General features: G+C 36.2%; 18 protein-coding genes. All 18 read right to left on the bottom strand.

Going from position 1 to position 25,240, the window contains the following annotated elements; translation table 11 throughout:
- Window positions 1-465: 465 nt before the first annotated feature.
- Window positions 466-2,784, bottom strand: a complete 2,319-nt coding sequence (locus Q4496_RS13535) for an RND family transporter (RefSeq protein ID WP_303610640.1) — start codon at window positions 2,782-2,784, stop codon at window positions 466-468.
- 45 nt (window positions 2,785-2,829) lie between these two features.
- Entirely contained in the window at window positions 2,830-3,846 is a 1,017-nt protein-coding gene (locus Q4496_RS13540; protein WP_215971523.1) for a YCF48-related protein, read from the bottom strand.
- Window positions 3,847-4,000: 154 nt separating this feature from the next.
- Window positions 4,001-5,407 (bottom strand): DUF1329 domain-containing protein, encoded by a 1,407-nt coding sequence (locus Q4496_RS13545; protein ID WP_215971524.1) that lies wholly within the window; start codon window positions 5,405-5,407, stop codon window positions 4,001-4,003.
- 14 nt (window positions 5,408-5,421) lie between these two features.
- Window positions 5,422-7,497 (bottom strand): DUF1302 domain-containing protein, encoded by a 2,076-nt coding sequence (locus Q4496_RS13550; RefSeq protein ID WP_215971525.1) that lies wholly within the window; start codon window positions 7,495-7,497, stop codon window positions 5,422-5,424.
- Window positions 7,498-7,916: 419 nt separating this feature from the next.
- Window positions 7,917-8,183 (bottom strand): DUF2835 domain-containing protein, encoded by a 267-nt coding sequence (locus Q4496_RS13555; protein WP_354668409.1) that lies wholly within the window; start codon window positions 8,181-8,183, stop codon window positions 7,917-7,919.
- 15 nt (window positions 8,184-8,198) lie between these two features.
- The gene (gene pepN, locus Q4496_RS13560; protein WP_303610641.1) at window positions 8,199-10,784 is read right to left on the bottom strand and encodes an aminopeptidase N; all 2,586 of its coding nucleotides are present in this window, start codon (window positions 10,782-10,784) and stop codon (window positions 8,199-8,201) included.
- Between the two features lie 61 nt (window positions 10,785-10,845).
- Window positions 10,846-12,327 (bottom strand): Na+/H+ antiporter NhaC, encoded by a 1,482-nt coding sequence (gene nhaC, locus Q4496_RS13565; RefSeq protein WP_303610642.1) that lies wholly within the window; start codon window positions 12,325-12,327, stop codon window positions 10,846-10,848.
- A gap of 148 nt (window positions 12,328-12,475) precedes the next feature.
- Window positions 12,476-14,653, bottom strand: coding sequence for a carboxy terminal-processing peptidase (prc, locus tag Q4496_RS13570; RefSeq protein ID WP_303610643.1), 2,178 nt, complete (start codon window positions 14,651-14,653; stop codon window positions 12,476-12,478).
- A gap of 67 nt (window positions 14,654-14,720) precedes the next feature.
- Window positions 14,721-15,386 (bottom strand): RNA chaperone ProQ, encoded by a 666-nt coding sequence (gene proQ, locus Q4496_RS13575; protein ID WP_215971529.1) that lies wholly within the window; start codon window positions 15,384-15,386, stop codon window positions 14,721-14,723.
- Between the two features lie 39 nt (window positions 15,387-15,425).
- Window positions 15,426-15,716 carry a hypothetical protein gene (locus tag Q4496_RS13580; protein ID WP_215971530.1) on the bottom strand — a complete coding sequence of 97 codons (291 nt, stop codon included), beginning with the start codon at window positions 15,714-15,716 and terminating at the stop codon, window positions 15,426-15,428.
- Entirely contained in the window at window positions 15,713-16,237 is a 525-nt protein-coding gene (locus Q4496_RS13585; RefSeq protein ID WP_215971531.1) for a GAF domain-containing protein, read from the bottom strand. The genes Q4496_RS13580 and Q4496_RS13585 overlap by 4 nt, the downstream gene beginning before the upstream one ends.
- Before the next feature lie 70 nt (window positions 16,238-16,307).
- The gene (locus Q4496_RS13590) at window positions 16,308-17,111 is read right to left on the bottom strand and encodes an SIMPL domain-containing protein (protein ID WP_215971532.1); all 804 of its coding nucleotides are present in this window, start codon (window positions 17,109-17,111) and stop codon (window positions 16,308-16,310) included.
- Between the two features lie 67 nt (window positions 17,112-17,178).
- On the bottom strand, window positions 17,179-17,859 hold the full coding sequence (locus tag Q4496_RS13595; protein WP_215971533.1) for a DUF2057 family protein: 681 nt from the start codon (window positions 17,857-17,859) through the stop codon (window positions 17,179-17,181).
- A gap of 103 nt (window positions 17,860-17,962) precedes the next feature.
- Entirely contained in the window at window positions 17,963-19,141 is a 1,179-nt protein-coding gene (gene prpF / locus Q4496_RS13600) for a 2-methylaconitate cis-trans isomerase PrpF (protein WP_215971534.1), read from the bottom strand.
- Window positions 19,142-19,347: 206 nt separating this feature from the next.
- Complete coding sequence (acnD, locus tag Q4496_RS13605) at window positions 19,348-21,951, bottom strand: Fe/S-dependent 2-methylisocitrate dehydratase AcnD (protein ID WP_215971535.1); 2,604 nt, start codon at window positions 21,949-21,951, stop codon at window positions 19,348-19,350.
- Between the two features lie 167 nt (window positions 21,952-22,118).
- Window positions 22,119-23,243, bottom strand: a complete 1,125-nt coding sequence (gene prpC / locus Q4496_RS13610; protein ID WP_215971536.1) for a 2-methylcitrate synthase — start codon at window positions 23,241-23,243, stop codon at window positions 22,119-22,121.
- Between the two features lie 76 nt (window positions 23,244-23,319).
- On the bottom strand, window positions 23,320-24,225 hold the full coding sequence (gene prpB / locus Q4496_RS13615) for a methylisocitrate lyase (RefSeq protein WP_303610644.1): 906 nt from the start codon (window positions 24,223-24,225) through the stop codon (window positions 23,320-23,322).
- A 10-nt stretch (window positions 24,226-24,235) separates the two neighbouring features.
- Complete coding sequence (locus tag Q4496_RS13620) at window positions 24,236-24,940, bottom strand: GntR family transcriptional regulator (protein WP_303601494.1); 705 nt, start codon at window positions 24,938-24,940, stop codon at window positions 24,236-24,238.
- Window positions 24,941-25,240 lie beyond the last annotated feature (300 nt).

A 25,240-nucleotide genomic window follows, 5' to 3' on the forward strand; every position in this document is an offset into this window, starting at 1 on the left:
ATTCCTTAAAAATATAAGGAAATCTTATTTGAGTATAGTACAGATTTTATGGATTAATTTGCGGTAATGCGAGGATTATTTTGATTTTAATTCTAAATATTTTCTTTTTAAATCAAACGTTTTCTTTAGCTGTGTTTCTTTATGCAAGTATAATAAATAAAAACCACTGAAACTGGCTGTTTCCTGTTTAAATATTCAATTATTTAATAAAAAAATACTGCTTGAATATTGTAAATTTAATTGTCAAATTATAGCTAAAACCACTTATTGCCAAAGATTGATACATTTTATTACTGACTAAAATGATAATAGCCATATTATTTTATTATTTTCTCAAAAATATCCACGATCAGTTATGAAATTATAGTGACCAGCTTACCTAAATAACACTATTTTGAAACTGTTTAAACAAAAAAACCTTTAACTCAGTTGAATTAAAGGTTTTATTTTTATTTCTTCACTTTATTATTTTTTCTTGTTTGGCCATAAAAACGCAGCTAAAGCAGGTAAGACAATAACCGCTGCTAGCATATTAACTAAAAACATAAAGGTTAAAAGTATGCCCATATCAACTTGGAATTTTAAATCTGAGAAGAACCATGTAGAAACACCAATAGCCAATGTAATGCCGGTAATTAATACTGCACTTCCTCGCTCCTTCAGTGCTGATAGGTATGCATCATGAACATTTGCGCCATTCTTCAACTCATTACTCATGGTTGATAAGATATAAATACCATAATCAACACCAATACCAACACCTAAAGCAATTACAGGTAATGTTGATACAGTTAAGCCAATATCTAATACCGTCATTAACCATTGCGCTAAGGTTGATACAATATAAAGCGGTAACACAACAACAACTGTTGCTCTAATACTTCTAAAACTTAATAAGCATAATATAATGACCGCACCATAGACATAAATCATCATAGGTAACTGAGCTTCAGCTACTGCTTCATTGGTAGCAGCCATAACTCCAATAGGACCTGATGCTAGTTTAAACTGTAATTGATCATTACCTAGCTCTTTTGCTGCCAACTTAACTTCATTCACAACACGTTCTATTGTGTCTGCCTTATGATCTTGTAAAAATAAGATAACAGGCATAACACTACAGTCATTATTTAACAAACCACTTGATGAAGGGACACGAGCAATAGACTGTACTAATGTTTGTTGGTTACGTGGGATCACACGCCAATTAGGATTACCTTCATTATAACCCGCATTAACAACCTTAGAAATTGAGGCCAAACTAACAGCAGACTGGACTCCAGGTACATTTTCCATACGCCATTGAAACCTATCAATAGTATTCATCGTTTCATAATACGTACAAGCATCAGGCGTTGTTTCAATGATAATTGACATATAATCAACACTGATAGCATAGCGTTCGGTAATTAAAAAAGTATCTTGATTATAGCGTGACGACTCATGTAGAGCAGGTGCACCAGCGTGTAATTCACCTATTTTTAAATTTTGTGAATTTAATAAGCCAGCAGCATAAAGCACTACAGTAAAAACTAAGATTACAAACGCTGTTTTCCTTGTTGCGAAAGTAGCCATAAAGCGCCAAACTGAGCTTTCTTCACCAATATTTCCAGCATGGTTAGCTCTATCTTTTGGTGTGATTTTCAAGTATGAGACCAACAAAGGTAATAATATTAAATTGGTAAGAATAATCATCGCTACACCTAATGAAGCAGTGATGGCCAGTTCTCTAATAACACCAATATCAATAGAAAGTAATGTCATAAAGCCAATGGTGTCAGATAACAATGCGATACCACCAGGGATTAATAAAGCCCTAAAGCTAGCTTGAGCAGCTGCTTGACTTGATAGACCTAAGCTCACTTGTCTCACAACAGAGTTAATCATTTGAACGCCATGACTAACACCAATGGCAAAAACTAGAAATGGCACCAAAATAGACATTGGATCTAAACCAAAACCTAAAGTAGACAACATGCCTAATTGCCAAATAACAGCCACTAAGGAACATAAAATAGGGAGAATAGTTAAGCTAATTGAATGGCAGAAAAAGTAGACCATTATCGCAGTAATCGCGATGGCGATAAGAAAGAAAATTACCACTCCTTTCGCACCGTCTGCCACATCACCAACAACTTTAGCAAAACCAATAATATGAACAGTAATATTATCTTTTTCAAATGATTGACGAACGTCTTCTTCAAGTTGCGCAGCTATTTTTAATATATCTAGCTTTTCACCTGTGTCAGGGTTGAAGTCAAGTAGAGACGCTTTGACCATTGCACAACTGTAATCATCGGCAACAATGCTACCTACTATGCCTGCTTTTTCAATGTTACCTTTAACTATCGCTAAACCACGTTCATCTGGTTGAAAGTCTGCCGGTATAACTGGACCACCAGCAAAACCATCTTCTACTACTTCAACAAAGCGAGTACTAGGTGAATATAATGATTTAACTTGAATACGGTCAACACCTGGAATAAAAAACAACTTGTCATGAACGCCTTTCAACGCTTCAAAAAATTCTGGGTTAAAAATATCGCCGTCACTATTACAAACAGATATTAAGATGTTATTAGCACCACCAAAATTCTCCCTATGTTTTAAATAGGTTTTCATATAACTATGGTTAAGCGGAATATTTTTAGTAAATGAGGCACCTAACTGAATTTGCGTAGCTTGAAATAACAAAAAGCCACTAACGAGGACAAACATCATTAATACTAAAATTTTATGACGAAATAGACCAATTTCTAAACGGTTTGCGAGAGAAGTTTTCATAATATTTTGCAATCCAATATTTTTAACTATTATTATGGTTTAAGTTTATAAAGATATTAACTTTACGCCGACATCTGAAACAGCAATTAATTTCCCGTTAAACCACACTCCTGCGATTAACGATTTTCCATCTTTTTGTGCTCTTAACTGATAACTTTGACCTTGATCTTTACTTTCTAATAAAGTGCCATTATTTGCTAAAAGGAAAATGCGATCATCTGCACTTAAAACAATATCATTAATAAGTGCTGTAGTATGTGTTTGAATAGCTTGCCATGTTATTCCATTATCTTTACTTTGAAAAACATGACCGCGTAAACCTGCAACTAAAAAATCACCTTGTTTTGTTTTAGAAATATCAAAAAATGAACCTTGATAAATATCATCAAACGGTTCCCAAGTAACACCAAAGTTATCACTTTTAGCCATTAATCCAATTTCTCCAACCATATAGAGAGTTTGTTTATCAAGAACCAAGCGATTAAAGTGCGGTAAAATAGAAGAGGCTTCATCTAAATAAGCTTCTTCATCTTCATTTTTAATTTCAGCTAAATATTCTGCATCTTCGGGTAAAAGGAATTCAGTATGAAACTCATTATGCCAACTTACTCCACCATCATTTGTTCTAAAAACAAGGCCATAAGCACCAATAGCGATACCTTCAGTTGGCGTTTTAAAAATAATATCAAATAAAGGTTTTTCTAGTTCAGGCATGTATTGCTGAATTTGCCACGTAGCTCCACCATCAACGGTATTTAAAATAGTAGCATCATGACCAACAGCCCAACCAAGTTCGTTATTCACAAAAAACACACTGGTTAGTGTTGTTTGTAATGGCACTTTAGCTTGTTGCCAGTTAACAGCATCTGATGAAAGTAAAATATGTCCATGCTCACCAACAACTACTAATTTATTAGGATTTACCTTCGTTATATCGAGTAATAGTGATTTACTCGCTAAACGGGCTTCAGCGGCAGGAATATTGATAATTGGTTTATTCTGTTTTACCGGTAACTCATCAGCAAAGCTTGTATAAGTTACTGAGTATAAGAGCAAAAACATGGTTAATAACGGGGAAATAAAAGGCATCGTTGAAATTCTCGACATTAAGTATGAAACGGTAGAAAAAATTACTAAAAATATTAAAAATGACAAAAGTAAACGTTAGAACAAAAACGGCTGGCACCTGCCAGCCGTTTTTAAGTAAAAAGCAGCGCTATCTTCTACCTTCTCTTCTTAATGCCGCAGGGGTAAAATCTTTATGCTCTAACTCTGCAGAAAAATCATACATTTTTGCCTCATTATCTAAGCCCATAGCAATATATCGTCTAGATTGAAAATCATGATAAACTTCTAGCGTAGACCATTGTGTTGGTACTTCATAGTAATTAAGACCATGAGCAACAGCTACACGATATAACTCATCTCGGTTATCATAAATATCAGAAATTGCTACTTGCCAACTATCTTCATCTATATAAAACACACGTTTTTTATAGGTATGACGAGTATTTTCTTTCAAATTAGCTTCAACAACCCAAACACGATGTTTTTCATATCGTACTAAATCAGGATTAATATGACCGGGTTTTATAATGTCATTATATTTAACTTTGTCGCTATGTAACCGGTAATCATTATAAGGAATAAGCAGTTCTTGCTTACCTTTTAGTGTCCAGTTATAGCGATTAGGTGCGCCATTGTACATATCAAAGTCATCAGTAAGTCTTAAACCATCTGATGCACTACCTGGTGCGTCATATGCAACATTCGGTGCACGTCTTACTCGGCGTTGTCCCGTATTGTATGTCCATGCTTGACGAGGTGTTTTTATTTGATCCATGGTTTCATGAACCAATAATGCTGTCCCGGCTAAACGTGCTGGCTCTGTAACCTTCTGCTTAAATTTAAATAAAATATTTGTACTTTCAAGATCAGCCGGCGTGCTACCTTTTACGTTGTAAGGTAATAGTAATTGGTCATCAAAACCAATAAAAGTGTAATCACCAGAAGCCGTAGGCGCTGCTTGTCCACCTTGACGTGTTAACCCTTCACCTCGATAACGAACAATATGATTCCAAATAGCTTCTAAGCCATTCTCAGGGATCGGAAATGGAATACCTACCGCTGTATTCTTAATACCATTGCCGCCTTCTACAAGTTCAGCTCTGGTTGAGTTAACTTTTACTGCCTTATATACATGATCAGGAAATGAAGCACTTCGTCTTGTTTGATAAATGTTCATTTTGTACGTTTCAGGATAAGTTTCAAATAACTTCACTTGCCCCGGAGTTAACAAATCTTTGTACTCAGCTACATTACTTGCAGTAATCGTAAATTTAATTTTATCATTTGGGTATGGATCTAAGTGGTGATCACCAACTTTATATCCTTCAGGGGCTTTAGTAATACCACCCGTCCACTCAGGAATTGAGCCATCTTTATTTGCCGCTTTAACTGCGCCCATTGGCGTTAACTCATTTCCTAATTTCTCTGCATCTTCTGCTGAAATTTTGGCTAGCGCACTACCGGAAGTAAATGCAACGGTTAAGGCGAGTATAATTGCACTTTTCTTTAAAGTACGTTTATTTAAGGTATGAGTCTTAAAGTTCTGATTGTTCATAATTGTGACTTCTCCTAAATTGAATAACTTATGCTAAGTGATATGTAGTCACGATCTTCCATTTGGTTAGTCGTGCCAACACCATCGAAGAAGCTGTTATAGTTTATATCTGCTTTCCAGGTGCTTTGGTAATCAAAAGTAAAACCAAGCGCTACAGATTTTCGATCTTCAATAAATAAAAATAATGGGTCAGGCGTTATACCTTTCACATCATGTGAAAAAACGATACGAGGACTTACATTAACCCCAGAAAACACGTTAGCGTAATCAAGCTTACCAACCATTTTATAACCCCAAGCAAAAGCCGTTGGGAATGGGTTAGTCTCTATACCATTTTGTAAACCTAATTCTAATCCTGGTGCTGCAGCTACACCACCATTTCTTGACGTACCCGGACCATTTAAACGTAGTACATCTTCATCAGGCATGTCACTGATATTGATCCCGCCAATTTCAACTAACCCAACAAATTGGCTTGCGCCTAACATTGGACCAAATAAGTGGGTGATGGTCATTTGTGCTTGAACGGTATCCGCTAAAATAAAACCATTGGCTGTAACACCTGAAGCATAAGGCAAACCTGTAGTGTCATCCTTAAGTTGAGATATATTGTTCAAATCATCTCTTAAGCCAGCATTAAACAACTGTTGTGGCATTGCAGCAAAAAGTAATTCAACATCATCAATTTGCAATGGCTCATCTTCACGATAACTAATTTCACCGGCAACCGCAGTATTTCCTAATGTTGTATTAAAACTCATTGCATACATTTTAATATCTTCAGGATAAGCAAGTTTTACTTGTGAAAAAGTACTCAGATCATAAAGATTTTCTGTGGTAATTTGACTTGTGGCTATTTGCGCAAGATCAGCACCAATAGAGGCAGCACCAAAGTCCGCTGTTTGACCTGAGAATAATGGGCGACGGCTATGATAGTTTACATAGTACAAGCTTAATTCTGTTTCATTTAATTCAGGTAAATACCAAGAAAAACGCAAACCATATTGACCTCCATTTTCAGGTCGCCATTCAGCAGTTTCACCTGGAGAACGCAATGTAACCTTACTTGGATAAGCTAAATAAGCTTGTGCAGCTGAAGTGCTGTCTAATGAACCAGCTCTTAATAAATCACCCAGTTGATTTAAACCAGCCATTAACGTATTAACATCAATATCTGGATTACCTGAGAAGCCTAGTTGTACATTATTATTATCGCCCCCATCACCAGCAAAGTCGTTCGTTGAGAAATAACTGCCTGGTGGGGGTAAAATAGTTTTTTCCCATGAGTATTGATAAAAAGCTTCAATATTAAAGTTTTCTGTAATACCCAAAGAGCCCCAAACAGCACCGAATGGAATAAACGCTTCTTTTAACTCTGCTCCAGGCGCTCTTAAACGTGAAATATCTACTGGGTTTATTTCACTAATACCATGACCAATGAGGGTACTTTCCCCCCAACTAATCACTTGCTGCCCGACACGAACAGAGAACGGCATATCGGCAATATCAAAATTACCGTAAACATAAGCATCAAGTATACGCACATCAGCACAAACTTGTTCTTTAGCTTCGCTATCATTACACGGGTCATTAACTTGACCACTAATTTGATTGGTCCAATCTCGATCACTATCCATCATGGCAAAGTCGTAATAATACATACCACGTAGGAAAACACCCATACCGTCATAATGAATATCTAATTCGTGTGTACCTTTAAGTATTTGTGAAAATGATTCACCAGCGTCGTAATTTAAATTACCGTTATCACCATTTGCAGAATAGCCACCCTGACCTTGCCAGATAGTTTCTTTTGTTGGGTTGGCATTAAACACCGCATTATATTGACTAAAATCAAGACCATTATTAGGATTGTTTGCTATAGCAACATTATCATTCCAATTTCGGTTTTCAGTTCGCCAACTACTACCAGCACTGAAAGTAGAATCAAAATTAACTTCTACGTCTCCAAATTCCCATCTTGCAGCTTGGGCATTATTAAGACTTGTGCCTAAAAGTGTCATTGAAAGTGCTGCAGCAATACCAACTGCTATTGGTTTTTTAGAAAACCTGCGAGGGTTATATTTCATATTCTGTTTCTCCCCTGAAGCGAATCAAATAATTTAAAATCTTATCTTTTTAGTTAAACGTAAAAAGTAGATATTTACCAAAACTTAAAATCGTTATTTGTTTTTTTATTTATTAACCACAAATGTGAAGGTTAATACACAATTTGATAGTTAGCCAATAATTGCATCATTTTCATTAGGTAGCAAGTGCAAAAACAATAGTTAAATAGCTGTAATATAATGATTTGCAGATAGTTATATCACATAAACTATCAGACGTTTAAAACATTTGTTTGAAAACAAAAAACATCTGTAAAATATATTACAACTAAGTTAATGAAATAACGGTTGTTTCTAAAGAAATATTCCCTTAAACAAGTCATTTAATGGTCAGACCTCTGTTTAAAGCTATTACTCTATTGGATTTAAAAAATATTTTTTTATGATAACTTTCTTAAAGATAAAAATTTATTATTTTCAGTTTCCAAACAAAAGTGACCGGAAATTCCACTACTTGTTAAATGATTCCGTAAATGCATTGCTGGAAATTGGACCTTAGTTCCTAAATTACTAGTTACTACTATTGATAAAATTTCACCACGGTAATAAGGAAAAAATTCTTCCCTAGATATATTTAATGAAAAATAATACTTCATGCTAATTTCATTCTTTAAAAATATAGACTGATGCATGCATAAATACCACATCAGCCTAGGTTGGATTTACATTGTTAGTGATGCATCTAATTTTTCTTTCAAATCATTAGACAAATGTGGCAGAGTTTGTAATTTCAATAATTGCGCCTTCATTAATTCTTTATGTGGTTGGGCAAAACTATTAAATTGAATTAGCGGTGTTATGAGTCTTGATGCTACTTGTGGGTTAATAGCATTAAGAGCAGCAATATTTTCTGCTAAAAATTCATAGCCTTTGCCTGACACACAATGAAAATAGCGAGGATTATTCATAGCAAAAGCGCCTATTAGTGATCTGGCTCTGTTAGGGTTTTTCAGTGTAAATAACTTGTGTTCAGTTAAGTTACCCAACTGAGTAAAAATATCTTCACTCACAAGACTGGCAGATAATGAAAACCATTTATCCATAACTAAGGATGTATCTTGCCACTTGTCTTCAAAAGCTTGCATTTGTGCGGTAAAGCCATCTAGATTGTATTTGGCACTACAAGTTAATGCGGCAAGTGAATCAGTCATATTGTCTGATTCATTGAATTGTTGCTCAACAAGCGTTGCGTGCTGCTCTAAAGATGCTAAGTAATGTAAACAGATATTTTTTAATGCTTTATTTGCTGTTACTTCTGCTTCAGATAAATTGCTATTTTGTAACAATGTCTGACAATCTCGTAGTTTTTGTAATAAAGGTTGTTCTATTCCCTTTGCAATGAATAAAGAAAGTTTTTGTAAAGCATTAACTAAGTTAATAGGGTTTACTTGCTCAATAATATCTGCTGCTTCATCAAAACTAGGTAGCATAAGCTGCTCAGCAATAAAAGCGGCATCATCGTTTGAGTTTAATAGCTCGGTTAAACATGTTAAAAGCTGGGTTGGAATAACAAATTCAGGCAGTAAAGTTAAAGATTTTATGTACGACATCAATAACTTTTGTCCTGCATCCCATCGACAAAAACTATTCTTTGCTTTTGAAATAATAGTAAATAAATCATCATCATCCTGAGCAAAGTTAACTTTTACTGGCGCACTAAAATCAGCTAGTAACGCAATAGTTGGCTTTGTTTCAAAACCTTTAAAATGCCATGTTTGATCATCTTCAGTTAATTCAACCATATGTTCTTGAACGGCTGTTTCACCATTAACATTAACAATAAGTTCAAGTTTAATAGGAATATGTAACGCTTGAGGGGCAACTTGCTTAGTGGTAATAGGCGATTGCTGAGCTAATGTTAAGCTATAAACCCCCGCTTCATCGAAATGCTCACTTACTCTAATTGATGGTGTACCTGACTGACTATACCAAAGCTTAAATTGTGATAAATCTTTATTAGCAGCATCGCTCATAGCATTAATGAAATCATCACAGGTAACTGCCATACCATCAAAGCGTTTAAAATAAAGATCCATACCCAATCTAAACTTATCTTTGCCTAGTAATGTATGCAACATACGAATTACCTCTGCACCTTTTTCATATACAGTTAAGGTGTAGAAATTATTCATTTCTAAAACTTGTTCCGGACGAATAGGATGTGCCATTGGACCAGCGTCTTCAGAAAACTGTTGTGACCGTAATACTCGTACATTTTGAATGCGTGTTACTGCACTTGAATGCATATCTGCGCTAAATTGTTGATCACGAAAAACGGTTAATCCTTCTTTTAGACTCAGTTGGAACCAATCACGACAAGTGACTCTGTTACCTGTCCAGTTATGAAAGTACTCATGTGCTATTACCGCTTCAATATTAAAATAATCGCTGTCTGTTGCACAATCTTTATCAGCTAAGACATATTTACTATTAAAAACATTTAAACCTTTATTTTCCATCGCCCCCATATTGAAGAAATCAACGGCAACAATCATGTAAATATCAAGATCATATTCTAATCCAAAGGTTTGTTCGTCCCATTCCATGGATTTTTTTAACGAGGCCATCGCATGTTCAGCTTTATGTAAATTCCCTTTATCAACGAATATTTCTAACGCTACTTCACGATCAGAGCAAGTCGTAAAGCTATCCGTTAATAAATCAAAGTCTCCTGCCACGAGTGCAAACAAGTAGCAAGGTTTTGGGAAGGGATCATGCCACGTAACAAAGTGTTTGTTATGGTCTAAATCACCTTGTTCAATTTTATTACCATTAGATAATAAATAAGGGTATAGCGACTTATCAGCAATAACTTTTGTCGTAAAAACAGCCATTACATCGGGTCTATCTAAATAATAGCTAATACGACGAAAACCTTCAGCCTCACACTGAGTACAGAAGGCATCACCTGACTTAAATAACCCCTCTAGAGAAGTATTTTCAACAGGGTTAATACGAGTAACAATCGTTAATTTAAAATCATTTTCTAATGTGCTTAAAGATAAACTATTTTCAGATAGCTGGTAATGTTCTGTAGATAATTGCTCATCGTTAATATAAATAGATATTAGGGTTAGTTGCTCACCATTTAAAACCAATGGTTCTTGATGCTCACCTTGACGAGATACTGTCATTTCATTGATAACACGAGTACTTGTATCGTCAAGTTCAACGGTTAAATTCACCGTTTGTAATGTGAAAGGTGATGGGCGGTAGTCCGCTAAAAAGTGTGCAGCAGTTTGAGACATAAATGATCCAAATATCTGATAAAAATAAAGCTACCTTAATAAAAGGTAAGTTAAAAAGTAGTTATACATCTTCCTCGAGTGTTTTAATTTTAAATCCGGTGTAAGCATAAATCACAGCAATAACAGGGTTTATTAAGTTAAAAAAACAATAAAATATGTAATCATAAGAAGTAAGTGCAAGTGCGCCAAACATAAATGCGCCACAGGTATTCCATGGTATTAATGGTGACGTAATAGTACCAGAGTCTTCCAGTGTTCTACTGAGTACAGTTGGGTGAAGTCCACGACGATGATATTCTTCTTTAAACATTCTACCCGGCATCACAATCGCCATATATTGATCGGCTGTAATTAAGTTAGTGCCAATACACGTTGCCATTGTACTGGTAATTAAACTACCGACTGACTTAGCTGTTTTTAGAATTGTTTTAACAAATTTAGCAAGCATACCAAGACGCTCTAATACCGCCCCAAAGCTTAAAGCACACATCACTAACCAAATAGTATTGAGCATACTCGACATACCACCACGACTTAGTAATTTATCAATTTCTGTATTACCCGTGTTTACCACTATTCCATCAAAAAAAGCAGTCCAAATGATAGTAATATAAGCAGTAGAATTAGAGATGCCTTTTTCAGCCATCGATAAAATTAATTCTTGTTGAAAAATTCCAGACCAAATAGCACCAATAATAGCCCCAATTGCAACCGCAGGAAATGCAGGCATTTTTTTGAATGCTAATGCTAATAAAATAAACAACGGGATCAAGTTGAAGACTGATATGTTGTATGTTTCATCTAAGGTTGCAGTTAATTTTTGAATTGTATCCGTACTCTCGATATTTCCAGCTGAATGATTAAATCCAATAATTAAAAACAAAACAAGAGCAATGACAATAGAAGGAATGGTCGTCCACAACATATAACGTATATGATCAAATAACTCACTACCGGCTACAGCAGGGGCTAAGTTAGTTGTTTCTGACAGTGGTGATAATTTATCTCCAAAATAAGCACCTGAGATAACAGCACCGGCAGTAACCGCAGTAGACATTTCAAAGCCATTTGATATACCAATAAAAGCAACACCGACTGTAGCTGCCGTTGTCCAAGAGCTACCTATACTCATAGCAACAATGCCACAAACAAGGCAACAAGCAGCGTAGAACCAGCTTGGATCAATAATTTGTAAACCATAATAAATCATTGTGGGTACTGTACCTGAAAGCAACCAAGTCCCGATGAGTGCTCCAACAGTTAATAAAATTAAAATTGCCCCTAACGAGATTGAGATTCCTCTAACGATCGCTGCCTCGATATCTTCCCATTGATGACCATTTTTTAGCCCAATAAGAATCGCAATTCCCATCGCTAATAATAGCGCTATTTGATTAGGACCAAAGGAAGAGTTATCCGCAAAATATGAAACTGAAGCAGTAAGCATAATCACCAAGGCGATTAAAGGAATAACAGAGTCCAGCATACTGGGTTCTTTCTTCTGTATTGGTGATTGATTTTCTGTTGGTACTTGATTTGACATATTATGAAATAACCTTTTTATGTTCGTTTTTATTATTTATTATTTATGCGCTATATTTTGATTATTTATTCACTTTAAATAAATATAAATACCTTGTTTCTAAGGCAAGAAAGCCGCCCTTAGGGCGGCTTTCTTAATTCGATCTTTTCTAGTTTTTAGCTACTTTACCTAAATTGACAAAGTCAAAGGTAATACGTGCTGTTTCATCAAGAAAGGGATCTAGCTCATCCAATTCATCAGGTAAATCATCCAAGTCTTTAACAGGCTCTTTACCCATTTTAACTAGTCGTTCATTATTTCTAATAAGTCGGTTGTTCTTACGTTCTTCACGTTTATTTTTACGTTTTTCTAAATTCAACGAAATTGTTTTATCATCTTTTTCTGCTTTATACGTTTCGATATCTTCAAGTAAATAGTTGAACTCACTATTGTTCTTAATTCTCTCTTTGTATAAAGAGGTTAAATAAGTGACCTCTTTCGTCACATCATGTAATTTAGAATATTGTGCTCTATCAATTTGATCCCATGGTAGTGCATTTTCTTCTTTACTTTCGCCCCACTCTTCAGGGTTTACTGCCGTAGGAAAAGCAATATCAGGTAAAACGCCTCTGTGCTGTGTGCTACCACCATTAATTCGATAAAATTTTGCGATAGTGTATTGAATACTGCCTAATGGATTTTCATATAAGTCATATACACGGCCTAAACCACGATGCTGTTGTACAGTACCTTTGCCAAAAGTATGTTCGCCGACAATCACGCCACGGCCATAATCTTGTATAGCAGCAGCAAAAATTTCAGAAGCTGATGCGCTATATCTATCAACCATTACAGTAAGTGGTCCATCATAATAGCTAATTCCATCTTTATCACGATGAACATCAACACGGTTAGCACCATTTCTTATTTGAACAACAGGCCCTTTATCAATGAATAATCCTGTTAATAATGTTGCTTCAGGTAAAGAGCCACCACCATTACCACGTAAATCAATAATAATACCTTGTACTTCTTGCTCTTTTAACTTCTCTAATTCTTTTTTTACGTCGCTAGATAAATTGTTATAGAAGCTTGGAATAGTAATTATCCCTAACTTTTCACCTTGTTTATCATGTTCAATTTGAGGAATAACTTTGCCTTTAACTTTGTCAGCTTCAGCATTGTCAATGTCATCACTTTCAACTTTCGCTTTTTCGATGCCACTACCTTTAAAATAAATTTCAGATTTAGCAGCTTTGTTTTCTAATTTGATTTTATCTCTAACAATAGTGACTTCTTTTACTTCTGATATATCATCAGACTCACCAGATAATACTTGTAGCCTAACAGTAGTCCCTTTAGGACCTTTAATTTTTTCAACGACATCATCTAAACGCCAACCGATAACATCTTCAAAATCTTTATCGGCTTGTGCTACGCCAACAATACGATCTTTGGGTTTTAAGGCTTTAGATGAATCGGCTGGGCCACCACTAACGACACTTTGAATAACAGTATAATCTTCTTCTGCACGTAAAACTGCACCAATACCTTCAAGTGATAAATTCATTTCCATTTGAAAACGTTCAGCATTACGAGGAGATAAATATGAAGTATGTGGCTCTACAACACGAGCAAAGCTATTCATTAGGAGTTGAAAAACATCCTCACTTTCACTCTGTTTAATGCGTTTTATTGCATATTTATAACGTTTAGTGAGTACTTTTTGCGTATCTGGCCACTCTTTACCTGTAAGTAACAGGTTTAATACATCAGACTTAACTTTGATTCGCCACAGCTCATCTAATTCAGCAATAGACTTAGGCCAAGCAGCGTCTTCACGATCATAAGCGTAAACATCATCTTTACTAAAATCAAAAGGTGACTTTTGAATTTCCTCATCGCCTGACTTAACAGTAGTTACTTCAGGATTAATTAAGTTTAGCGCATATTGGTAACGCTCTAAACGGCGCTGCATATTTAAATTATAAATATCATAAGCCGCACTTAATTGCCCTCGAGCAAAGACATCATCAAAATCTAAGCTCTGTTTTTGAAGTTTCTCAATATCAGAGGCTAAAAAAACATTTCTAGAATAATCTAGTTGTTTAATATAGCGATCGAAAACATCTTGAGAGAGGGTTTCATCAATTTTTACTTTCTTATAATGGCCTCGCGTAAACCTTGCCGTAATACGCTTAGTTGCGGTTACATGCTGAGATTCAGGCGCAAGTACCGGCAGTGTTAACTCTTTAGCTGTATCATCAAATGCAAAAGCACTATAGCTACTAATTGAAAAACTTACCGATAAAGATACGGCAAGTGCTATACGACAAAATTTTTGCATGCACATTACTCCAAACTATAATTAACCAAACTATGACTAATATTCAAACTAAATAACCAAAATTTGATTACGAATATATATTTTGCATTTGTGTTTTAATGGTCATGCCTGAGTCAAGTTGAACACTAATGTCTTTCCCTGCAATTTCAGTAATAGTTGCATTCATAGGTGAATTACCTAATTGAACTTTTACTTTGTTACCTACTTTTATTGTGGCTGAATCCACTTTTTTCAATGGCGGTAACTCTTTTTTTACATCTTTACGTTTAGTCGATTTAACTGACTTAAATTTAGCTGAATCACGTTTTGTTTCATCAGAAGATTTATCATTACTTTTAGAGGTATTAGCTTTAGGAGCTCTTTTGTCACCTTGAGCTTTTTTATTAGATGCAGGTGTTTTACCAAATTTCTCTTGGCTTTCTTTTAATGTTTTGCTTGCATAATTTGCTTGCTCTTCATCAATTTCAGCAACATCTTTTCCATCAATATCAACACGGAAAGCACCGGTTTTTATCGCTTTAAGATAACGCCAACTACTTGTGTAATGTCTTAATGCTTGACGTAAACGAGTTTTACTAACCGTTTCATCATCACTTAGCTTTTCAGCTAAATCTTGGAATATCCCCACTTTTAAAGGTTTTACTGGGCCCTTAACAGAAAAACATTCTGGAAATTTTTCTGTTAAATAAGTAATGATATCTTTAGTGCTTATACGTTTAATTTCAGTTTCCATAAATACAACTTTTATACAGTTTCAGTTAAATAGTTTAAATTAATAATCTTGTGTTTGTAGGTGCTGGTCTCGATTCTCTAAGATATTACGACACCAATCATAAATATCATCGGATTCTACATCAGGTAATTCATCTTGCCCAATCCAGTTATCCCATATTAAAGCTAATAGCTGCTCTAATACTTCAGTCTCTATATCTTCTTCTGCTAAGTCATAGAATGTATGGTAAATTTCATTAATCTTTTCGACAACAAGTTCTTCTTGGCCGTCCCAGTCACCAACAATTTCTGCTGTAACTAGATAGTCATGTATAACTACAAATTCTTTCATCGTGTTACTTTTTCATCACTGGCTAATAAAGTTTGTTCAAATACCTTTACTATTGCTTCTAAACCTTTTTGGTCTTCTTCGTCAAAACGAGCAAAGCTGGTACTGTCAACGTCCAAAACCGCTATTATATCACCGTTAACCTGAACTGGAATAACAATTTCAGCATTCGTTGTTGCATCGCAAGCAATGTGACCATCAAATTGATGAACATCATTAACACGTTGCGTCATTTTTGTTTGGGCAGCAGTACCACAAACACCGGTTCCAATAGGAATTCGAATACAAGCGACTTTACCTTGAAAAGGGCCTAAAACAAGCTGTTCGTCAATAACACGGTAAAATCCAAGCCAATTAACTTGATCTAACGCATCAAAAAGAAGAGCAGATATATTTGCCATGTTGGCGATAGGGTCTATTTCATCAAAAATTAACGCTTCTGTTTGCGCTAATAACTCCTGATAAAATTCAATTTTATTAACCAATGATATTATCCAAAGATTTAAAGAGGGCTTAAAAGGCATAACATACCTTGAAAGCCACATAAATTAAAGCTTTTATCTAACGGAAACTTTAATTTAGCTAAATTATTAACTAATCTATGGAGTATTTCACCAAAACGCTCGCATTAATCGCTTGATTTCCTACTTGTGAACTATGTTGTTCAAAAGAATCACTCATTTTCATTGAAGCACTATAGACAGGTCTATAATGATTACTACTTGTCTCTTGAACATAAATCAACTTCCCTAACGATTGTTCTGTTTGTTTAGCAATTTGCATAGCTTTTGCTTTTGCTTGGTCAATCGCTATTGATAAAGCCTGTTGATAATATTTATCACTATTCCCAATTGACATACTCAAAGGTGATATTCGATGTACTCCAATTTTTATGATCGAATTTAGAAACTGGTCGTAATCTTTAATATCTGAGAAGTTAATGGTAATGTTTCTGCTTAACTCAAAATACTGAGGTTGCACAGTCGTCACATTATTAGACGAGTTAGTATCAATGGTTAATTTACTTTTTTGATGATTCGGTAACGTTTGTATAACTTCAACGCCCCGTAGATTCACTTCGGTCTCGTCTTTAATTACACGTAAAGAAACTCTGGCTGAATTTATATTCTCTGGTTTAATACCTAAATTTGTTGCAACATCGACCACTTGATTACTTTTATGATCAACAATGGATCTAATTTTATCAGTGAAGTGCCCTTTTTCAATTATCGATACTGATAATGAAAACACGTCAGGTACGGCCAATACACTTCCTTGCCCTCTTACTTCAATCCCTGAGTTTTGTGTATTTGCTAGCACTTGTTGAGGTGACATACACACAAAAGTAACACCCATGACAAAGGCGCTAGTCCAAGGTTTAGTTAACAATTTTAACATTTTTTGTCCCTATGATTGCTAAATATTAATTTACACAATTTAGCCAAAATTAATTTTGATAGAAAAATCATTTCTTGCTTGTCATGTATTGCGTAAAATGATTTCGTTCTTCATTTGAAGCATTTTGCCACCAATATTTTAACATAGTCAATGCATCAACTTGTATCAAAGTGTTACCCGAGTCCTGTACGACAGTTACTTTATCGTTTAAAGAAGTACTCGATTGAGTAACAGCAACATTTTTTTCTAATGATGAGACTGTCTTTTTCTGCATAGTTTGTTTTGCAACATAGGTATTAACGGCTAAATTAACCTGCTGAGCCATTTTGTAATTTTCTAGTGTTTCTAATGTAATATTAATTCGTTTATTTTTTTCATCTTTTAATATCAATTCTGGCGATTGAGAAAATGATTCAGCTTGCGCTAGGTTTTTGATAGCAACGGTATCAAGATTGAGATTACTTTCTTCTTTAACAGCAAGCTTAACAACAAAATCTTTTGATTTAACCACTCTATTTTCAGCAAAATCCAAATCTTCAAATACATCTTTATAATGCATTATCAGCGCATAATTCCCGGAGTTAAGTTCAAAAGTAGACTTTTTACTGAGTAAGCCATGTTCCACGGCTTTATTATCAATTTCAGTAACAATAAGATTATCTGCTACAGTGAGTGTTGCTGCAGATAAAGTCATTGAAACCATTGATGTGAATAAAACACAACTGATAGTGTTAAGAAGCCTAGCCATAATAAAAGTCCTTAAATCATTAATATAAGTTCTGTTATAAACGGACTAGGCGTGAATGCAAAGCAATATTTTACGTAACTAGGCTAAAGTACTAGGGTTATAATTAAAAGCTATCGCCAGGAATACGTACCCAACCTTCCATAAGTACTCTTGCACTTCGACTCATAATTGCTTTTGTTACCTGCCATTGCCCGTCAATCTCTATTGCTTCAGCGCCAACCTTTAAAGTCCCTGAAGGATGACCAAAAACAACCGATTCACGTTTACCACCACCCGCAGCTAAATTAACGACCGTACCAGGAATAGCACCTGCAGTACCAATAGCAACAGCAGCAGTACCCATCATTGCGTGATGCAGTTTCCCCATCGATAAAGCACGAACGTGTAAATCTATTTCTGTTGCACTCACTTGTTTAGCACTTGAAGTTGTATAATCTTGTGCCTTTGCAACAAAGGCAATCTTTGGGGTATGTTGTCGATCTTTTGCTTCTGCAATATCGTTAATTAATCCCATTTTAATTGCGCCATACGCACGAATAGCTTCAAAACGCGCTAGTGCTACTTCATCATTGTTTATCGCCTCTTGTAATTCAGTACCGGTATAACCAATTTCATCCGCATTTAAAAAAATGGTCGGAATACCAGCTGTAATCAAAGATGCGGTAAATGTACCGACATCTGGAACGTCTAGCTGATCAATGACATTGCCCGTAGGAAACATTGCTTCAGAAGGGTCAACAGGCGCTAGGAATTCAACAGGCACTTCAGCTGCAGGAAAAGTAACACCATCAAGCTCAAAATCACCTGTTTCTTGTACTTCACCATTAGTGATAGGCACTTTAGCAATAATGGTTTTTGAAATGTTTTTTTGCCAAATACGTACTGTACAAACGCCATTTTTTGGCACACGTTCAGGACTAACCAACCCTGACATAATCGCAAAGGAACCAACTGCCGCCGTTAAATTGCCACAATTACCAGACCAATCGACAAATGCTTTATCAATCGCAACTTGTCCAAACAAGTAATCAACATCATGATCAACTTGATCACTTTTTGCCAAAATCACTGTTTTACTAGTTGATGATGTTGCTCCCCCCATACCATCAGTTTGTTTGCCATATGGATCAGGGCTTCCAATAACACGTAACAACATATTATCACGCGCTTGACCTGCAACTTGGCAGCGCTCTGGTAAATCAGTTAAATTAAAAAAGACACCTTTGGACGTGCCACCACGAATATACGTAGCAGGAATTTTCACTTGAGGAACTGAAGACATTATTTTTTTCCTTTGCTATTTAGCTTATTTATTAAAAAATGGCACATGATCGGTGAAGAACAATGTGCCATTTTCATAAAACTCAACATATTGAATCTATTTAAAGTAAAACCTTAGTCTTCAATTTGGTTTTAGCCAAAAGCGACAGTGTTAAATTAATAAACATCCATAAACACTTCCAACCAATATAAAGACTAAAATATCATTTAAACATTTGACTCCAAAAAGTCATTGGCAAATTTCTGTAATACCCCACCTGCGGCATAAACCGATACTTCTTCCGCTGTATCTAAACGACATTTAACTGGTATATTAACAACTTCACCACTACGACGCCTCATCACAACTGTCATAGTTGCGCCAGGCGCTGTTGAGCCCTCAACATCATAGGTTTCAGTACCATCAATACCATAAGTATGACGTGTTTCACCCTGAGTAAATTCTAAAGGTAATACCCCCATACCAACTAAGTTAGTACGATGAATACGCTCAAAACCTTCAGAAACAATAACTTCAACACCCGCTAAACGCACACCTTTCGCAGCCCAATCACGTGAAGAGCCTTGACCATAGTCAGCTCCCGCAATAATAATTAATGGCTGCTTGCGCTCCATATAGGTTTCTATCGCTTCCCACATACGTGATTCAGTACCTTCCGGCTCAATACGGGCTAAAGAGCCTTGTTTTACTTGACCCTTATCATCTTTACACATTTCATTGTAAAGTTTTGGATTAGCAAAAGTTGCACGTTGAGCCGTTAAATGATCGCCTCGATGCGTTGCGTATGAGTTAAAGTCTGCTTCAGGTAAGCCCATTTTATGTAAATACGCACCTGCGGCACTGTTTAACTGGATAGCATTTGATGGTGATAAATGATCCGTTGTGATGTTATCGCCAAGCACAGCTAGTGGTACCATACCTTTCATCGTACGCTTACCTGCTAATGCTCCTTCCCAATAAGGAGGGCGACGAATATAAGTACTGGTTTCATCCCACGCATATAATGGACTTTCGGCAGGTTCAAACGCACCCAAATCAAACATAGGCGTGTAAATTTTCTTAAATTGCTCAGGTTTAACACAAGAAGCCACAATTGAATCAATTTCTTCATCTGATGGCCAGATATCTTTCAAAGTAATATCATTACCATTTTGATCTTGACCTAATACATCTCTTTCAATATCAAAACGAATTGTACCCGCAATGGCATAAGCAACTACTAATGGCGGTGATGCTAAAAAGGCTTGTTTAGCGTATGGATGAATACGGCCATCAAAGTTGCGATTACCTGATAATACAGCTGTTGCATATAAATCACGGTCAATAATTTCTTGTTGTATTTGAGGATCTAAGGCCCCTGACATACCATTACAGGTAGTACAAGCGTAACCAACAATACCAAAACCTAATTTTTCCATTTCAGCAAGTAGTCCTGCTTCTTCTAAATAAAGCTTGGCAACTTTTGAACCTGGTGCAAATGACGATTTAACCCAAGGCTTACGTATTAAACCTAGTTCATTGGCACGTTTAGCGATCAAACCTGCAGCAACAACGTTGCGTGGATTAGAGGTATTTGTGCATGAAGTAATAGCCGCAATAATTACTGCCCCATCGGGCATTTCACCATTAGCTTCTTGCGCTTTACAAGCATCTAAGTTTTTAGCTATATCTTTCGACACTAAATCAGCCGTAGCTAAACGACGATGTGGATTAGAAGGTCCAGCTAAGTTGCGTGTGACTGTAGATAAATCAAATTCGATAACACGTGGATATTCGGCCTCAACTAAATCATCAGCCCATAAACCAGTATGTTTAGCGTAATTTTCAACTAATGCGACTTGCGCTGGTTCTCGACCAGTCATTTTTAAGTAATCAATGGTTTGTTCATCAATATAGAACATACCAGCTGATGCACCATATTCTGGTGTCATATTTGATATTGTTGCACGGTCACCAATAGTTAATAATTTAGTTCCCTCACCAAAAAACTCTAAGTAGCTAGAAACAACTTTCTGATTACGTAAAAATTCGGTAATTGCCAACACCATATCAGTCGCAGTAATACCCGGATGACGTTTACCTGTTAACTTAACCCCAATAATATCGGGTAGGCGCATCATCGATGGACGACCAAGCATAACAGTTTCAGCTTCTAAACCACCAACACCTATAGCAATAACACCTAAGGCATCAATATGTGGCGTATGTGAATCAGTACCAACACAAGTATCAGGGAAAGCAACGCCGTCACGTGATTGAATCACTGGTGACATTTTCTCTAAGTTAATTTGGTGCATAATTCCGTTACCGGCAGGAATAACATCAACGTTTTTAAACGCTGTTTTAGTCCACTCAATGAAATGAAAACGTTGTTCATTACGCCGATCTTCAATTAACCGGTTTTTGTTAAAGGCTTCTGGATCAAAACCGGGTGATTCTACGGCAAGCGAGTGATCAACAATTAACTGTGTTGGTACAACTGGGTTTACCTTGGCAGGATCACCACCTTGCTCAGCAATAGCATCACGAAGACCTGCTAAGTCAACCAAAGCTGTTTGTCCTAGAATATCATGACACACTACTCGAGCAGGATACCAAGGAAAATCTAGATCTTGTTTACCTTCAATAATTTGTTTTAATGAATCGGTTAATGCTTCAGGATCACACCGACGTACTAGTTGTTCAGCTAATACACGCGAGGTGTAAGGTAATTTAGCATAAGCGCCTGGTTTAATATTGTCGACAGCTTCACGAGTATCGAAAAAATCTATATTCTCACCAGGTAACGGTTTGCGGTAATCATAATTCATAACGTAGTCCACACAATGTTTAAATAAAGGCATCAACTTCAAGAGGTAATACCTTTTCATTATTTATTTTATAACTCTCTACTATTCTCTTAGGCTCAATAGATAACAAAATGCATAATTGACTTACGTATATTTATTAATTGAACTAAAGAACAGAACACATTTAATTATCGTTGTGCAATTGGCACAACAGCACGTGGTTCAGAGCCAGTATAATCAGCGCTAGGACGAATTATACGGTTGTTCGAGCGCTGCTCCATAACATGCGCAGCCCAACCAGTTAAACGTGAACAGACAAAAATTGGTGTAAAGAGTTTTGTTGGAATCCCCATATAGTTATAAGTTGATGCGTGGAAAAAATCAGCATTACAAAACAGCTTTTTGGTGTCCCACATGAATTCTTCACAAGCGACAGAAATATCGTATAACGATGTATCTCCGTTTTCAGCCGCTAATTTTTCAGACCATGCTTTGATCACTGTATTACGAGGATCTGAGGTACGGTAAATTGCATGCCCAAAACCCATAATCTTTTCTTTACGTTCTAGCATACCCGCCATTTGTTCTTTGGCATCAGCTGGTGACTTAAATTTTTCAATCATGTCCATTGCCGCTTCGTTTGCACCACCGTGCAGTGGACCACGCAACGTACCAATTGCACCAGTAACACATGAAAACATATCTGATAAAGTTGACGCACAAACACGTGCAGTAAATGTTGACGCATTAAACTCATGCTCGGCATATAATATTAATGAAACGTCCATTACACGTTTATGCTGCTCTGATGGCTCCTCTTGGTTTAATAAACGTAAGAAATGCCCCCCTAATGATTCTTCATCAGTCATACAGTCAATTTCAATACCGTCATGTGAGAACTTATACCAATAGCACATGATTGCAGGGAAAGCCGCTAATAAGCGATTTGCGGCCGTTTTTTGTTCAGAAAAGTCATTTTCAGGTTCAATGTTACCTAAAATAGAACACCCTGTACGCATAACATCCATAGGGTGAGTTTCTTTAGGAATCAGTTTTAATACTTCTTTCACTGCAACAGGTAAATCCCGCAATGCCTTTAATTCTGACTTATAAGTATCTAATTGTGTTTGGTTTGGTAACTCACCATTAAAAAGTAAATAAGCTACTTCTTCAAACGTTGAATTTTCAGCGAGATCAGCCACATCATAACCACAATATGTTAATCCACTACCTGATTTACCTACAGTACAAAGTTTAGTTTCGCCTGCGCTTTGTCCTCTAAGACCTGCACCACTTAATTTTTTTTCAGTCATCATCTCATCCTCAATTGTTTATGCGTCAATCAGACTTAGTAGCTGATTATTTGATAGTCATTGCTTTTATTTATTATTATTTGTTTTTACCTTCGGAGAAAAGTGCATCTAACTTTTGCTCATAGTCGTGATAACCAAGGTAATCATATAAATCCATACGTGTTTGCATGTTATCTATTTCAGCTTTTTGATCACCATCAGCTAATAAGGTTTTATAAACTGATTCAGCGGCTTTGTTCATGGCACGAAATGCTGATAATGGGTAAAGCACCATGCCACAACCCCATTCACCTAACTGTTCTTTGTTCCATAACTCCGTTTCACCAAACTCGGTAATGTTGGCGAGTACGGGTACATTTAGCGCTTCAGTAAAAGCACGATAATGTTCTTCTGTTTTCACTGCTTCAGCAAAAATACCATCGGCCCCTGCTGCCACATAAGCCTTTGCACGTTCAAGTGCCGCTTCAATGCCTTCTTGTGCAAACGCATCAGTACGCGCCATAATAAAAAAATCAGGATCAACACGCGCATCGACTGCTGCGCGAATACGATCAACCATTTCTTCAGTGGAAACAATTTCTTTATTTGGGCGATGGCCACAACGTTTTTGCGCAACTTGATCTTCTATATGCACTGCGGCAGCACCAGCTTTTTCCATATCACGTATAGTTTTGGCAATATTAAATGCTCCCCCCCACCCCGTATCTATATCAACTAATAACGGTAAAGAAGATGCACTAGTAATACGTGCTACATCAGCAACGACATCATTTAAAGAAGTCATTCCTAAATCAGGTAAACCATAGGAAGCATTAGCGACACCACCTCCTGATAAGTAAATAGCTTGATGGCCTAATTGCTCAGCCATCATTGCGCAATACGCATTGATAGTACCAACAACTTGAAGTGGTTTATTATTTATTAATGCTTGGCGAAATTTAGCGCCAGCAGACTTTGGTTTATCGAGTGAATGCTTAGTCATAATATTTCCTCTACTTATTTTCGTTAACTTCTAACAACGCTTGTTGCATTATTTTATTTTCAATATTTTTTCTTGATGCAGCAATGTGACGGCGCATTAACATTTCAGCTAACTCACCATCTCTATCGCTAATCGCTTGAATAATTTGATAATGTTCATTAAATGCACGGCTAGCTCTCGGGCTATTCATACCAAATTGACATCGATACATTCGAACTAAGTGATATAATTGTCCACAAATTAGATCAATTAATTGTTTATTATGACTGCCTAAAATCACTTTATAATGAAAGTCGAGGTCACCCTCTTCTTGATAATAAGCAACACCATCTTTCAACTCTTGCGTTTGACTATGCGCTTTAAGCATTTCTTTCATCTCGTCAATTTCTTGATCAGACATATTTGATGCAGCTTGGCGACAAGCCATTCCTTCAAGCGCTTCTCTGGTAATATAAAGTTCTAGTAACCCTTCAATAGTACAGCTAACTACTCTAGAGCCTACATTCGCTTTACGTTCGATTAAATGGCACTTTTCTAAACGATTTAACGCTTCACGTAAGGTCGAACGGCTTATTTGGTATCGTTTGGCTAATTCAGGTTCACTTATTTTACTACCAGCTGGAATCTCACCTTCAACAATAGCGTATTGCATCTGTTCAAATACTTTATCTGCTGTTGTTACTGCGGTAGTCTTTGTAGGGTTTATTAAATGCATATAAATTAAGTCTTAGTTATATTTTAAGATTGTCGACAAATTGAAGGTTGGATAAGCATAATAGCTGATTAGGAATAAATTACAAGTAAATAAATTAATAATTGTCGACAATTTTGTTTTGTTTAAAATTTTTAAACGCAAAAAAGCCCACGCAATACTTAACTATTGCGTGGGCTTTCTATACTTTCTTCACTTTTTGTACACTTTATTTAAAAGTAAATAAAGTGGCATCCCTAAGGGGATTCGAACCCCTGTTACCGCCGTGAAAGGGCGGTGTCCTAGGCCTCTAGACGATAGGGA

The organism is Colwellia sp. 5_MG-2023, from assembly GCF_030547795.1.
Taxonomy (GTDB): domain Bacteria; phylum Pseudomonadota; class Gammaproteobacteria; order Enterobacterales; family Alteromonadaceae; genus Colwellia.